This is a genomic window from Mesorhizobium sp. WSM4313, from assembly GCF_002294725.1.
Lineage (GTDB): Bacteria > Pseudomonadota > Alphaproteobacteria > Rhizobiales > Rhizobiaceae > Mesorhizobium.
Genome location: NZ_NSFT01000013.1, coordinates 16,228 through 30,231, shown reverse-complemented (window position 1 = coordinate 30,231; position 14,004 = coordinate 16,228). Strand labels below are relative to the sequence as shown.

The following is a 14,004-nucleotide window of genomic DNA, read 5'->3' as shown; positions in this document are numbered from 1 at the left end:
CCGAACCGCATGACAATCCTCCGCGCCGTGGAAAGGGCGATCGCAGCACCGCCAGGCGATCTCATAAACCCGGTGGGAGTCGGGTGTCAATAAACATGTACATACTATTGCGAAAGTTTATATTCTGCCGATCTCGGAACGCCGCGATAGCTCGCCATAAAGCTTCCCCTTCTCGGCGTCGCCGTTCGCCGGTTTTTCCTCGCTACGCTACGACGGCCGTCGAAAGCTGTTGAATCGGGCCGCTCCAGGCCTCTCTTGCTCATCCCAGACCGGGAACTGCTCGACGAGTTCCCGGGCCGAACGGGGACAGGAATGGCTATCTTGCACAACGATGCCGAAGGACGTGCCCGCAGCTCGCGTATGCTGCGCACCGCGCTCGGGCCCGCCATCGCCCGGTTCCTGGACGACCCCGCGATCGTCGAGGTCATGCTGAACCCGGATGGCCGCATCTGGGTGGATCGGCTTTCGGAAGGCCTGGCCGATACGGGGGAAATGCTCGCGCCTGCCGCTGGCGAGCGGATTGTGCGCCTGGTCGCCCACCATGTCGGCGCCGAGGTCCATTCCCGTTCCCCGCGCGTCTCGGCCGAGTTGCCGCAAACCGGCGAGCGTTTCGAAGGCCTGCTGCCGCCGGTGGTCGCCGCGCCGGCCTTCGCGATCCGCAAGCCTGCGGTCGCCGTCTTCACGCTCGATGACTATGTCGCGGCGGGCATCATGACTTCTGGCAACGCCGCTATATTGCGCGCCGCGGTTGCTGGCCGCGCCAATATCCTCGTTGCCGGCGGCACGTCGACAGGCAAGACGACCCTGACCAACGCGCTGCTCGCCGAAGTGGCGAAAGGGACGGACCGGGTCGTCATCATCGAGGACACCCGTGAACTGCAATGCGCGGCCCCCAACCTCGTCGCAATGCGCACCAAGGATGGCGTCGCCACGATTTCCGACCTGGTTCGTTCCTCGCTGCGCCTGCGGCCCGATCGCATTCCGATCGGCGAGGTGCGCGGCGCCGAAGCGCTGGACCTCTTGAAGGCATGGGGCACCGGGCATCCCGGTGGCATCGGCACCCTTCATGCCGGCTCCGGCATTGGCGCTCTGCGCCGACTTGAGCAGCTGATCCAGGAGGCCGTCGTCACTGTCCCGCGTGCGCTGATCGCCGACACGATCGGTCTTGTCGCCGTGCTCGCCGGACGCGGCGCCGCGCGGCGGCTTGTCGAACTGGTCAGGGTCGAGGGTCTGGGCCCCGATGGCGACTATCGCATCGCTGAAGCCACACCGATCAACACAGGAGAAATTTCATGACCCGCCCCGTTTCGCGCTGCCAGGTAAGCCTGGCCGTGCCCAGCGCCGCCATTGCCTTCAACCTCATGCTCGCGCCGGTCGCCTTCGCGTCGGGCTCCTCGATGCCGTGGGAACAGCCGCTCGAGAAGATCCTGCAGTCGGTCGAAGGACCGGTGTCCAAGATCATTGCCGTCATCATCATCATCGTCACCGGCCTGACGCTGGCCTTCGGCGACAGTTCGGGAGGTTTCAGGCGACTGATCCAGATCGTTTTCGGCCTTTCGATCGCCTTCGCGGCGTCGAGCTTTTTCCTTTCGTTCTTCTCGTTCGGCGGCGGAGCGTTGATCTGATGACAACCGGTTTCGAACAGCTCGACGTGGTGCCGGGGTGGACGGCGCCCGTGCACCGGGCGCTCACCGAGCAGATCCTGCTCGGGGGCGCGCCGCGTGCAATCGCGATCCTGAATGGCACGCTGGCCGGCGCTGTCGGTCTTGGGCTGCGGCTCTGGCTGGTTGGCCTTCTCATGTGGGCAATGGGTCATTTTACAGCGGTGTGGGCTGCCAGGCGCGATCCGCTTTTTTTCGACGTCGGCCGCCGGCACCTGCGGCTGCCCGGGCATCTGTCGGTTTGAGGGCGCCGCCATGATGAGCCTTGCCGAATACCGCCGGACTGCTGCTCGCCTTGCCGACTTCCTGCCTTGGGCGGCACTCGTCGCCCCCGGGGTCGTGCTCAACAAGGACGGCAGCTTTCAGCGCACCGCCAGCTTTCGCGGACCAGATCTCGACTCCGCCGTAGCGGCGGAACTTGTCGCAGTGGCAGCGCGCATCAACAATGCCCTTCGTCGTCTCGGCTCGGGCTGGAGCATCTTCGTTGAAGCGCAGCGCCACGAAGCGGCTTCCTATCCCGAAAGCCAGTTTCCCAATGCGGCCTCTGGCCTGCTCGATGCCGAGCGCAAAGCCGACTTCGACGAGGAGGGGGTTCATTTCGTATCGAGCTACTTTCTCACATTCCTGTTCCTGCCGCCGCCCGAGGACGCCACGCGCGTCGAAGGCTGGCTTTATGAGGGCCGCGACCGGTCGCGCGCGGATCCGGGCGAGATGGTCCGCGCCTTTGTCGACCGGACCGAGCGTGTGCTCTCCCTGCTCGACGGGTTCATGCCAGAATGCCACTGGCTCGACGACGGCCAAACGCTGACCTACCTGCATTCGACCATCTCGACCAAGCGCCATCCGGTGCGCGTCCCCGAGACCCCGATCTATCTCGATGCGCTGCTGGCCGACGAGCCGCTCGCCGGCGGGCTCGAACCGCGGCTTGGCGACAAGCATCTTCGCGTGCTCACCATCATCGGCTTCCCGACCGCCACGACACCTGGCCTGCTTGATGAGCTCAACAGGCTGGCCTTCCCGTACCGCTGGTCGACCCGCGCGATCCTGCTCGACAAGGTCGACGCTGTCCGCCTTCTGACCCGGATACGGCGGCAATGGTTCGCCAAGCGAAAGAGCATTGCCTCGATCCTGAAGGAGGTGATGACCAACGAGGCATCGGCACTCCTCGACACCGACGCCGCCAACAAGGCGGCCGACGCCGACACCGCGTTGCAGGAGCTCGGCGCCGACACCGCGGGCATGGCCTATGTCACCGCGACCGTCACGATATGGGATAGCGACCCGCGCATCGCTGACGAGAAACTGCGGCTCGTCGAGAAGGTCATCCAGGGCCGCGACTTCACGGCGATCGTCGAAACCGTCAACGCCGTCGATGCCTGGCTCGGCTCCTTGCCCGGACACGCTTATGCCAATGTCCGCCAGCCGCCGGTTTCGACGCTCAATCTCGCCCACATGATCCCCCTTTCTGCCGTGTGGGCGGGACCGGAACGGGACGAGCATCTGGTCGGTCCTCCCTTGCTTTACGGCAAGACCGAAGGCTCGACCCCGTTCCGGTTGGTTCTTCATGTCGGCGATGTCGGTCACACGCTGGTCGTCGGCCCGACCGGCGCCGGCAAATCGGTGCTGCTGGCGTTGATGGCGCTGCAATTCTGCCGCTACTGCAACGCGCAGATCTTCGCTTTCGACTTCGGCGGCTCGATCCGCGCGGCGACGCTCGCCATGGGCGGCGACTGGCACGATCTCGGGGGTCATCTCACCGAAGGCATGGACGCTTCCGTTTCGCTGCAGCCGCTCGCCCGCGTTCATGACACGTACGAGCGCGCCTGGGCGGCTGACTGGATCGTCGCTATCCTGATGCGCGAGGGCATCCAGATCACGCCGGAGGCAAAGGAGCACATCTGGGCGGCGCTGACCTCGCTCGCCTCGGCCCCGGTCGAGGAACGCACCATGACCGGGCTCAGCGTGCTTCTGCAGGCCAACGACCTGAAACAGGCGCTTCGTCCTTACTGTGTTGGTGGCCCGAACGGGCGGCTGCTCGACGCAGAGGCCGAGCACCTCGGCCAGGCATCAGTGCAGGCGTTCGAAATCGAAGGTCTGGTGGGCACGCCGGCCGCGCCGGCCGTCCTTTCCTATCTGTTTCATCGCATTGGCGACCGGCTCGACGGTCGTCCGACCCTGCTCGTCATCGACGAAGGCTGGCTTGCCCTCGACCACGACGCCTTCGCCGGGCAGTTGCGCGAATGGCTGAAGACGCTCCGCAAGAAGAATGCCAGCGTCGTCTTCGCCACCCAGTCACTCTCCGACATCGACAAATCGGCTATCGCGCCGGCGATCATCGAAAGCTGTCCAACCCGGCTGCTGCTACCCAATGAACGCGCGATCGAGCCGCAAATTACCGCCATTTATCGCCGCTTCGGCTTGAACGACCGCCAGATCGAGATCCTGGCGCGAGCCACGCCCAAGCGCGATTATTACTGCCAGTCCCGTCGCGGCAACCGTCTCTTCGAGCTCGGCCTGTCAGAGGTCGGGCTTGCGCTTTGCGCCGCGGCCTCGAAGAGCGATCAGACCCTGATCGGCAGCATCATCGCCGAGCATGGCCGCGACGGGTTCCTGTCGGCCTGGCTGCGTGCCCGCGACGTGGGCTGGGCCGCCGAGCTCATTCCCAACCTCACCGTTCCCGAACCTGAAAAGGATCCCAAACCATGACTGTTCGTCAAAGCCGCCGGCGCGTCCTCCTTCTGGTCGCGGCGACGCTCGCCACGCCGATCGCGCCGATGATGACTGCGCCAGCCCATGCCCTGATCGTGTTTGACCCATCGAACTATTCCCAGAATGTCCTGACGGCTGCGCGCTCGCTGCAGCAGATCACGAACCAGATCACCTCGCTTCAGAACCAAGCCCAGATGCTGATCAACCAGGCGCGCAACCTGGCCAGCCTGCCTTTGTCCTCGCTGCAGCAATTGCAACAGTCGGTGCAGCGCACGCAACAGCTTCTCGGCGAAGCACAAAACATCGCCTTCGACGTCCAGCAGGTCGACAAGGCATTTCAGCAGCAATACAGCAACGTCTCGCTCTCTTCCTCCGACCAGCAACTCGTCACGGACGCGCGCTCGCGCTGGCAAAACACGGTGGGCGGCCTCCAGGACGCAATGCGCGTCCAGGCGGGCGTGGTCGCAAACATCGAAACCGGCCGCGCGCAGATGTCGGCTTTGGTCGGTGTCAGCCAGTCGGCGACCGGTGCGCTGCAGGCGACGCAAGCTGGCAATCAGTTGCTTGCGCTTCAGGGCCAGCAGCTTGCGGACCTGACCGCCCTGGTGGCCGCCAATGGTCGTGCCCAGGCCCTGACCGAAGCCGAACGTGCCGCGGCGGTCGACCAGGGACGCGAGCAACGGCGCCGCTTCCTGGCGCCTGGCTCCGGCTACCAGGCCGGCTCGGTCCAGATGTTCAACCGCTGAGGTCGATCCCCATGGACGGCAAAACCCTCGCTCGCGTCGTGGCCGTCGTCTTCATCGCCGTCGCCATGACGGCGACGGCGCTCGAGATGAGCCGGAAGGAACCCAAACCGGTGGGGGAGGGTCAGCACACACCGGCGGCCTCGGTCCCGAATTCGCTTCGCGATGGCCTGCGCCGCTGCCAGGCGCTCGGCGAGGCTGCCCTGCGTGATGATGGATGTGCGCGGCTGTGGGCCGAACAGCGTGATCGCTTCCTCGGTCTCGAAAAGCCGTCGGGGAGTTCGATCGTCGAGCCGGCCACTTCGCGGTCGCCGGATGCTGGCCAGCACGAGGCCCACTAGACATGGGCAATACCGGCGTCATTGACCAATTCCTGGCAACCTTCACCCGCTATATCGACAGCGGCTTCGGCCTGCTCGGCGGCGAGGTCGCCTTCGTCGCCACCACGCTGATTGTCATCGACATGACGCTTGCCGCGCTTTTCTGGGGCTGGGGCGCCGATGACGACATCCTTGCGCGGCTCGTCAAGAAGACGCTCTTCGTCGGTGTCTTCGCCTATCTGATTTCCAACTGGAACGGTCTTGCTCGGATCGTCTTCGAGAGTTTCTCCGGTCTTGGCTTCAAGGCGAGTGGAACCGGATTTTCGGCACAGGACCTGCTGCACCCGGGCAAGGTGGCGCAAACCGGTCTTGACGCCGGACGACCGTTGCTTGAGGCGATCTCCGGCTTGATGGGCTACATCTCCTTCTTTGAAAACTTTATCCAGATCGCCTGCCTGCTCTTTGCGTGGGCGCTCGTCCTGCTCGCCTTCTTCATCCTGGCAGTGCAGCTCTTTGTGACGCTGATCGAGTTCAAGCTGGCGACGCTGGCCGGCTTCGTGCTGATCCCCTTCGGCCTCTTCGGCAAGACGGCCTTCATGGCCGAGCGCGTGCTCGGCAACGTCATATCGTCCGGCATTAAGGTTCTGGTGCTTGCCGTAGTCATCGGCATCGGATCGACGCTCTTCGGCGAATTCACCCAAGGCTTCGGCGGCGAGAACCCCACCATCGACCAGGCCATGGCGATCGTGCTGGCGGCGCTGTCGCTGCTTGGCCTCGGGATATTCGGTCCCGGTATCGCCAACGGCCTGGTCGCGAGTGGACCGCAGCTCGGCGCCGGTGCGGCCGTCGGAACCGGCCTTGCGGCCGGCGGCATCGCAGTTGCAGGCTACGGAGCAGCCAGCCTCGCGGCGCGGGGCGGAACAGCCGCATTCGCGGGGGCGGCCTCAACCGTGCGTGGCGGGACCTCACTCGCTGGCGGCGGTTCGGCCGCGTATACGCTTGGCGCCGCCGGCCAGTCTGGCGTGACAGGCATCGCCTCCGGCTTGGGCGGCATTGCGCGCGCTGGCGCTTCAGCGGCAATCTCTCCACTCAAGCGCGCCGCTGCAAACACCGATCAAGCTCTTAAGTCGAACTTTGCCTCTGGCGTCGGTTCGGCCGCTGAAATCACCGGCGGCTCGTCGACCATGGGAACGATTGGCGGCGCCGCGGCGTCAACCGCGTCCGGCGTGGGCAAGCCATCCGGCACTCAAGGACAGCCCGAATGGGCCAGACGCTTGCATCGCTCTCAACGCCTCGCCCACGGCGCCCAGACCGCCGCCCACGCGGTGCGCGCCGGTGACAGCCATGGGGGCGGAGCCTCGATTTCTCTTTCTGAAGGCGAATGACCCATGAACATCTTTAGGCGCCCCGCCGTCCATTACGGCAAGAGCCCTCGACCGGAAACTCCCTATCAAAAGGCGGCGCAGATCTGGGATGAACGCATCGGCTCCGCACGCGTGCAGGCACGCAACTGGCGCGCCATGGCGTTCGGGTCGCTCATCCTGTCGGCGGGGCTCGCCACCTCACTGGTCTGGCAGTCGGGCCGCGGCACCGTCGTGCCCTGGGTCGTGCAGGTCGATAAGCTGGGCCAGGCTCAAGCGATCGAGCCCGCAACCCCCGACTATAAGCCGACCGATGCGCAGATCGCGTGGCATCTCGCCCGCTTTATCGAGCAGGTACGCTCCATCCCCGCTGACCCGATCATCCTGCGCCAGGACTGGCTGCGCGCCTATGATTGGACCACCGACCTGGGTGCTGCGGCGCTCAACGACTACGCTCGCGCTGCGGATCCTTTCTCCAAGGTCGGCAAGCAGCAGGTCGCGGTCGATATTTCGTCGGTCATCAGAGCCTCGCCGGGCTCCTTTCGTGTCGCTTGGATCGAGCACCACTACGAAAACGGTCAGCTTTCAGGCAGCGAGCGCTGGACCGCGATCCTGACGATCGTGACGCAGATGCCAAGCGACGCCGAACGGCTTCGCGCCAATCCGCTCGGTATTTACGTCAACGCCATCAACTGGTCGCGGGAGATGAGCCAATGAGCCCGACATCGTGTCTTGTTGCCGGCACGACTTTCCCAAGATATCTGCTATCGGCCATGCTGGTGTCGGGGACGACGCTGCTTGCGGGTTGCGCCACGCCTGCGAAGAAGCCGCCGAAGATCAGCTACGATACCTATGTTCCGCCCTTGCCGCCGGCTCCGGCCGCCGCGACCGACCAACGGCCGAAACCTCTTCGCGTGCCACCAGGTTGGGCGCCGGCGAGAGGCGGCGCCATCGGAGATACGCCGGCCGCCCGCGTCGAGAACGCAAACGCCGCGGCGCGCGTGGAACCGCGCCGTCAGGGCTACTACAACGCAATTCAGATCTACCCATGGAGCGAAGGAGCGCTCTACCAGGTCTACGCCTCACCTGGCCAGATAACGGACATCGCGCTTGAGCCGGGCGAGAGCCTGACCGGAGACGGTCCGATCGCGGCAGGTGATACCGCGCGCTGGATCATCGGCGACACCGAAAGCGGGTCCGGCATTGCCCGACGCGTCCACGTCCTGGTGAAACCCTCGCGGGCGGACATCACAACGAACCTTATCATCGCCACGGACCGGCGCAGCTATATGCTTGAGCTACGCTCAGGCGCAAAGCCCTACATGCCCGCCGTTGCGTGGTCCTATCCGGCTCTGAAAGCGGGCTTGCTGCAGACGATCCCCGCAACGCCGGTCATACCGGACGTTACGGCGCGAAACTATCGCTACGGCCTCACCGGCGACAGCCCGCCCTGGAAGCCGGTGAGCGCCTATGACGATGGCCGCAGGGTATATATCGAGTTTCCGCGCGGCATCGTGCAAGGCGAGATGCCGCCGATTTTCGTCATCGGTCCGGACGGCGAGGCTGAAATCACCAACAGCCGCGTCCATCAAAACATCCTCATCGTCGACCGCGTTTTTGGCGCGGCCGAACTGCGTCTTGGCGCCGGCAAGCGGCAGCAGACGGTCAGGATCGTGCGCGTCGATAGAAGAACGGATGGGTTGCCGACAAGGGGAGCGCTGCAGCCATGAACGAGAAGAATATGGCCGTCGAACCCATGCGGCTTCGCGCCGACCCGCCGCGTGTGACGCGTCTGTCGCGCAAGATGCTCGCAGGCATCGGCTTCGTCGCCTCGCTCGGTGTCGGCGGTGCGCTGATTTACGCTCTGCAGGACGCCAATACATTCAGGCAAGGCGAGGAACTCTACCCTACCTCCAATCGGCCGCCCGCCGACGGACTGGCAAGACTGCCGCGGGACTATGCCGGTCCGATTCTTGGCCTGCCGCTGCCCGGCGATCTCGGCAGGCCGATCCTTGATGCTCAGAACAAGGGGCAGGCCGTCGTGCCCCCCTCAATCGCGAGCCCTGCGGTTGACGAAGCCGAGCAGCGCCGACGAGCCGAAGAGGAAGCGGCCAGAACCTCGCGCGTCTTCTTCCAGACAGCGCAAGGAGATTCCAAGACCGCCGAAGCGTCCGCCCCTCCTGTTAGCGATCCTGCCAGTCAGTACGCTCAGCCAAATGCGCAGGATCGCCAGCTTTCCTTCCTGTCCACCGCCGCTGACCGGCGTACAGTGGCCCCGGATCACATCACGCCTCCCGCGTCACCCTATGTGCTTCAAGCCGGTGCCGTGATCCCGGCCGCGCTCATTACGGGTATCCGGTCGGACCTTCCCGGGCAGATCAGCGCTCAGGTGACCGAAAATGTCTATGACAGCCTCACCGGCCGCTCGCTGCTTATCCCGCAAGGCACTCGTATTGTTGGGCAGTACGATAGCGGAATTGGTTCCGGGCAGCGCCGCGTGCTGCTTGTCTGGAACAGGCTGATCTTTCCCGACGGACGCTCCATGGTGCTGGAGCGGCAACCTGGCGCGGACGCACAGGGCTATGCCGGCCTAGAGGACGACGTCGATTATCACTGGGGCGAGTTGTTCAAGGCCGCGGCGTTGTCGACCATTCTGAGCGTTGGCGCGCAGGCCGGTTCTTCTGATCAAGACAGCGATATCGTGCGGGCTCTGCGCAGCGGCGCTTCGGATAGCGTCAGCCAGGTAGGCCAGCAGGTCGTTCAGCGGCAACTCGCTATCGCCCCGACGCTCACGATCCGGCCCGGGTTTCCCGTTCGCGTCCTCGTCACCCGCGACCTTGCCCTTGAACGATACGGAGATTGACATGGCCAAGTTGAAACTCGCAACGATCGGTGACGACAAGCCAGTGAAGATTACGGTGGAACTGCCGGCTCCCCTGCATCGCGATTTGGTGAAATACGCAGAGATCCTTGGGCGGGAGACCGGGCAGCCATCTGCCGATCCATCGCGCCTGATCGTCCCGATGCTTGAACGGTTCGTCGCAACGGATCGCGGTTTTGCGAAAGCAAAGAAGGAGAAGGCTTAGACAAGGTTGTCCCGTGGCCGGGGCAAGCTAGGAAAACACGCTCATATGCTGCCGTCGCGCACGGCACATCGGTCGGAATCCGGCCATGAGATTGGAAAATCTGTTCAGCTTGTCTTGAAACCGGCTGATCTTCGCGAGCACTGACGTATTAGATGTCGCTTTCGAAGCGGTGCAATATATATTTGGCAGTTCGAAAAGGTGGCGAAGAGATCGACGTCGAGGTTCGCGGCCCCATCGCCCTCGACAACCAACCGCTGATGATCGAGGCTGCTCTCCAGGGCTGCGGGCTGGCCCATGTCTGGACAATCCTTAGATTTCTTACTTGGCTCTTCGTCGGTCCTGGGCCAGGCACGGCTATTGCGATAGCAAAGCGTCAATCCCGGCAAAATGGTTCGAACAAGGTTTTGGCGTACTACAAACCTGCCTGCGCTTAGTGAATGACAGCTCTTGGGAGTGTAACAGGAGAGCCGGTACGGCAGAAATGGGGCCGCTTGCTCAATGGCAGTTACTCGCCGAGAAAGCCCGGAACCGGACCGGACCGTCAGCAACCGGTCCGACACCTATCGGGCGGCAATGCGCCTCATTTCCGTCATTCAAGTCAGCTTGGCTATTTCCTGAAAGCTGTCGATCAGTTGAGCGGCGACCCTGCCAACATAGCCGGACGTTATTGTGGCGTCTGATGCACGCCCCTTGTTCCAATCGTCGCTCGCTCACTGGCCCGATACGGAGCCAGGTGTGGAACGTGGCCGATCGGTAGAACCAATGCACAATTGCGATAAGATGTTTCACCGTTTCCGGTTTTCGGGGCCCAATGTCTGAAGTGGACTGGCTTAGCCATCTCCTGCAAATCATCGCGATAACCGGCCAGCTCGAGGTCCGCTGCGCCTATGGTGCGCCGTGGCGTATCGCCTGGGACCGAGCGGCGGCGAACGAGATCCCATATCATGTCATAGTCAGGGGCCGGGCCATTCTTGAGGACCCGGAGTCGAAAACGGCGAGGGAGCTGGTGAGCGGAGATATCGTATTGCTCCCCCACGGTGCGCCGCATGTGCTGCACGACGGTAGCGGGCAAACACCAATCCGGACGCACGAAAGCCTAGGCTCTGCCGGATGGATGCTGAGCGAGAACGATAGCCAGGGCGAGCAACTGGACCTGCTGTGTGGGCGATTTTTCGTCGCGTCGCCCCATGATCGGCTGATCCGCGGCTACCTGCCCACAAATCTGGTGGCGCGGGCAACGGACGGCCATGCGGAAGAAGGCATCGGGTCCGCTTCCAACCAACTTGCCGGTCTTGTCGGACTGATGCGAATGGAGTCAGCCGGCGACCGAGCCGGAGGACGCGCCATTCTCAACGCGCTTTCGTCGGCCCTGTTCACATTGGTCCTGCGGGCGGCGAGCCAATCGGGGAAAGCCCCGGAGGGCTTATTGGCCTTGGCGGGCCACCCGCGCCTTGCTCCAGCCATGGCCGCGATGTTCGCCAATCCGGCACGGCCTTGGAAACTGCCCGAATTGGCTGATTTGTGCGGCATGTCACGCGCCACGTTCATGCGCCAGTTTCAGGACAAATTGGGTCGCTCCGCCCTCGACTTTGTGACCGATCTGCGCATGAGCCTGGCCGCCAACGAGCTCAGGAAACCGGCAATCAGCACAGAGGCTGTAGCCGAGACCGTTGGTTATCAATCGGTTTCGGCCTTCCGGCGTGTCTTTGCGGAAAGGATGGGGATGACGCCCGGTGAGTGGCGGCGACTGGCGCGCAAGGGCGAGTAAGACGCGGCCCAGGATCTGAAGGCGCGGTTTGATCCTTTCGAGCATCATATTGAGTTAATTCAGACTCGAAATTATCATATCTGCCCGTAAATTGGCTTCCGCAATCACTTGATAAGGGAGCCATCCAATGAACTGCATCATCACCGCCACCCGACCCGCAACCCGCGTAGCTGCCGAGATCTTCGGTGAGACCGGGAAGAGCGAAAACGCGCTCGGAACGAACGCCGTCATCGAAACCATCCTGAGCCGCAGCGCCGCCAAGTACTACGACCCTGCCGCCATCCTGAGCGACGACCAGATCCGCGACCTGGTGCGCATCGGCACGTCCGCGCCAACCTCCTTCCACTTGCAGAACTGGCGCTTCATCGCCGTACGCTCGCCTGAAGCCAAGGCACGGCTGCGTCCGATCGCCTGGAATCAGCCCGCGATCACCGACGCCGCGGTGACCTTCATCATCATCGGCCAGCTTGCCGATGCCAGCACCGTCCCCGACCGTCTGGCGCCGGTGGTGGAAGCCGGCATCATGCCGGCGCACCTTGTGCCGGAATGGGAAATCCCCGCTCGCGGTCTGTATGACAACCAGCCGCAGCGCCAGCGCGACGAAGCCGTGCGCTCCGCGACCTTCGGCGCCGCAGCGATCATCTACGCGGCCCGTTCGCTGGGCCTGGGTTCCACGCCCATGATCGGCTTCGACGACGAGGCCGTGCACAGCGAGTTCGGCCTGGCCGAAGACGAAGTGCCCGTCATGCTGCTGACCGTCGGCCCGGAGCGAGCCGGCAACTGGCCGCAGAAGCCGCGCATGCCTGTGGCCGATGTGCTCGACTTTGCATGATTCACCGTAGCGCAGTCTCGTCGGCACCACACTGCAATTCAACGTCAAGGTCGTCGCGGAAGGCGTCGAGCAGACGGCCAACTGCGTGAGCGATGGAAAGGATATTCCACGCCTACAACTTACCTCGAACCAACAATCACGAAGGAGACACGTCCCATGAAAGCAATCGTTGTTACGGACCAGGCGGCAGGATCCGCCGGAATGAAGCTGGTGGAGCGGCCCGAGCCGCGGGCGGCGATAAACGACGTCGTCGTTCAGGTTCACGCGGCGGGTTTCGTCAACACCGAACTGGAGTGGCCTTCGACCTGGGCCGATCGGGCCTTCCGTGATCGGACGCCGTCGATCCTCGGCCACGAATTGGCCGGTGTGGTCACCGCCCTAGGCTACGGCACCACCGGACTTTCGATCGGCCAACGGGTGTTCGGCCTGTCGGACTGGCATCGCGACGGCACACTCGCCGAGTATGTCGCTATGGAAGCACGCAACCTTGCGCCGCTGCCCGGCGATGTCGACTTCACGGTCGGCGCGAGCCTGCCGATCTCGGGCCTGACCGGATGGCAGGGCCTGTTCCAGCATGGCCGCCTTCAGGCGGGACAGAGCGTGCTTGCCCATGGCGCGGCCGGCGCCGTCGGTTCGGTCGTGACGCAGCTTGCACGCGAAGCCGGCGCCTATGTGATCGGCACCGGACGCGCAGCCGACCGCCAGAAGGCGCTCGACTTCGGTGCGAATGAATTCGTCGACCTCGGGAACGATACTCTGGAGGACGTCGGTGTCGTCGATCTAGTGTTCGATGTCATCGGCGGCGATATCCAGAAGCGGTCCGCAGCCCTGATCCGGGCTGGAGGAACGCTGGTGACAGTCGTCGGGCCGACGGATGTTCGACCCGCCCACGGCTTGACGATCGACTTCGTCGTCGAGGCTGATCGCACCCAATTATCGGAGTTAATTCAGCGAGTCAGGGACGGACGGCTGCGCACGAACATCGGCAAGGTCTCGTCCCTCGAAAATGCCATCGCCACCTTCAACTCAATTGAGCGGCGGGCGGGGAAGACCGTCATTCGCGTCCATCCGTGAGGTCTCCTAGGAGAGAGCCCGGCTCCTCTCTCCTCGATATCTCTACGCGTCCCAGCGGGCCGCGCGCCGAGCGATATGACGACGCGATTACGACTGGGCCTTCCAAGATGGGCTGCGCGTAGCCCACCAGAAAACCGAGCGCATGGCGGGGTCACGGCCGAACGGCAGCTTGCATCTCTTGGATCCAAGCCGGATAGTCCGGTAACGACCCCAAATTGCCCGTCCGAAAGGCGCCCACATTCGGTGCCGGCGGGCCGAACCGGTTCACATCAGTTGACATCCAAGCGAGTCGGCAGAGCGCCAGCCTCTTTCCGAAATGTGCGGGCCTGCACAGGCACTTTCCACCTACCGCCAATACAGACACAAAACGAGGCAGGCTTAAGCCTGACTTTTCGTCGCGTGACGTGCTTGGATTGCGCGACCATGGCTCATGCGGTTTGTTCGCCCGGC

General features: G+C 63.8%; 14 protein-coding genes. All 14 read left to right on the top strand.

Features of this window, described 5'->3' with window-relative positions; all coding sequences use genetic code 11:
• Positions 1-312 precede the first annotated feature (312 nt).
• The 14 genes from trbB (at position 313) to CK219_RS23695 (ending at position 13,554) form a co-directional block, all read left to right on the top strand.
• Positions 313-1,296, top strand: coding sequence for a P-type conjugative transfer ATPase TrbB (gene trbB, locus CK219_RS23765; RefSeq protein ID WP_095769071.1), 984 nt, complete (start codon positions 313-315; stop codon positions 1,294-1,296).
• Positions 1,293-1,625, top strand: coding sequence for a TrbC/VirB2 family protein (locus CK219_RS23760; RefSeq protein WP_095769070.1), 333 nt, complete (start codon positions 1,293-1,295; stop codon positions 1,623-1,625). Before trbB ends, CK219_RS23760 begins: the two co-directional genes overlap by 4 nt.
• Entirely contained in the window at positions 1,625-1,906 is a 282-nt protein-coding gene (locus tag CK219_RS23755) for a VirB3 family type IV secretion system protein (RefSeq protein WP_095769069.1), read from the top strand. Before CK219_RS23760 ends, CK219_RS23755 begins: the two co-directional genes overlap by 1 nt.
• Before the next feature lie 10 nt (positions 1,907-1,916).
• Positions 1,917-4,367, top strand: coding sequence for a conjugal transfer protein TrbE (gene trbE / locus CK219_RS23750; RefSeq protein ID WP_095769068.1), 2,451 nt, complete (start codon positions 1,917-1,919; stop codon positions 4,365-4,367).
• Positions 4,364-5,116, top strand: a complete 753-nt coding sequence (gene trbJ, locus CK219_RS23745; RefSeq protein ID WP_095769067.1) for a P-type conjugative transfer protein TrbJ — start codon at positions 4,364-4,366, stop codon at positions 5,114-5,116. Before trbE ends, trbJ begins: the two co-directional genes overlap by 4 nt.
• Before the next feature lie 11 nt (positions 5,117-5,127).
• On the top strand, positions 5,128-5,454 hold the full coding sequence (gene trbK-alt, locus CK219_RS23740; RefSeq protein ID WP_095769066.1) for a putative entry exclusion protein TrbK-alt: 327 nt from the start codon (positions 5,128-5,130) through the stop codon (positions 5,452-5,454).
• 2 nt (positions 5,455-5,456) lie between these two features.
• Positions 5,457-6,818, top strand: a complete 1,362-nt coding sequence (gene trbL, locus CK219_RS23735) for a P-type conjugative transfer protein TrbL (RefSeq protein ID WP_095769065.1) — start codon at positions 5,457-5,459, stop codon at positions 6,816-6,818.
• Between the two features lie 3 nt (positions 6,819-6,821).
• Positions 6,822-7,511, top strand: coding sequence for a conjugal transfer protein TrbF (gene trbF, locus CK219_RS23730; protein WP_095769064.1), 690 nt, complete (start codon positions 6,822-6,824; stop codon positions 7,509-7,511).
• Entirely contained in the window at positions 7,508-8,524 is a 1,017-nt protein-coding gene (gene trbG, locus CK219_RS23725) for a P-type conjugative transfer protein TrbG (RefSeq protein WP_095769063.1), read from the top strand. Before trbF ends, trbG begins: the two co-directional genes overlap by 4 nt.
• Positions 8,521-9,657, top strand: coding sequence for a TrbI/VirB10 family protein (locus CK219_RS23720; protein WP_095769062.1), 1,137 nt, complete (start codon positions 8,521-8,523; stop codon positions 9,655-9,657). The genes trbG and CK219_RS23720 overlap by 4 nt, the downstream gene beginning before the upstream one ends.
• A gap of 1 nt (position 9,658) precedes the next feature.
• Positions 9,659-9,880 (top strand): DUF2274 domain-containing protein, encoded by a 222-nt coding sequence (locus tag CK219_RS23715; RefSeq protein WP_095769061.1) that lies wholly within the window; start codon positions 9,659-9,661, stop codon positions 9,878-9,880.
• A gap of 811 nt (positions 9,881-10,691) precedes the next feature.
• Positions 10,692-11,648 carry an AraC family transcriptional regulator gene (locus tag CK219_RS23705; RefSeq protein ID WP_095769059.1) on the top strand — a complete coding sequence of 319 codons (957 nt, stop codon included), beginning with the start codon at positions 10,692-10,694 and terminating at the stop codon, positions 11,646-11,648.
• Positions 11,649-11,775: 127 nt separating this feature from the next.
• Positions 11,776-12,480 (top strand): nitroreductase family protein, encoded by a 705-nt coding sequence (locus CK219_RS23700; RefSeq protein ID WP_245340589.1) that lies wholly within the window; start codon positions 11,776-11,778, stop codon positions 12,478-12,480.
• Between the two features lie 156 nt (positions 12,481-12,636).
• Positions 12,637-13,554: an NADP-dependent oxidoreductase gene (locus CK219_RS23695; protein ID WP_095769058.1), complete on the top strand. Its 918-nt coding sequence runs from the start codon at positions 12,637-12,639 to the stop codon at positions 13,552-13,554.
• Positions 13,555-14,004: the final 450 nt, after the last annotated feature.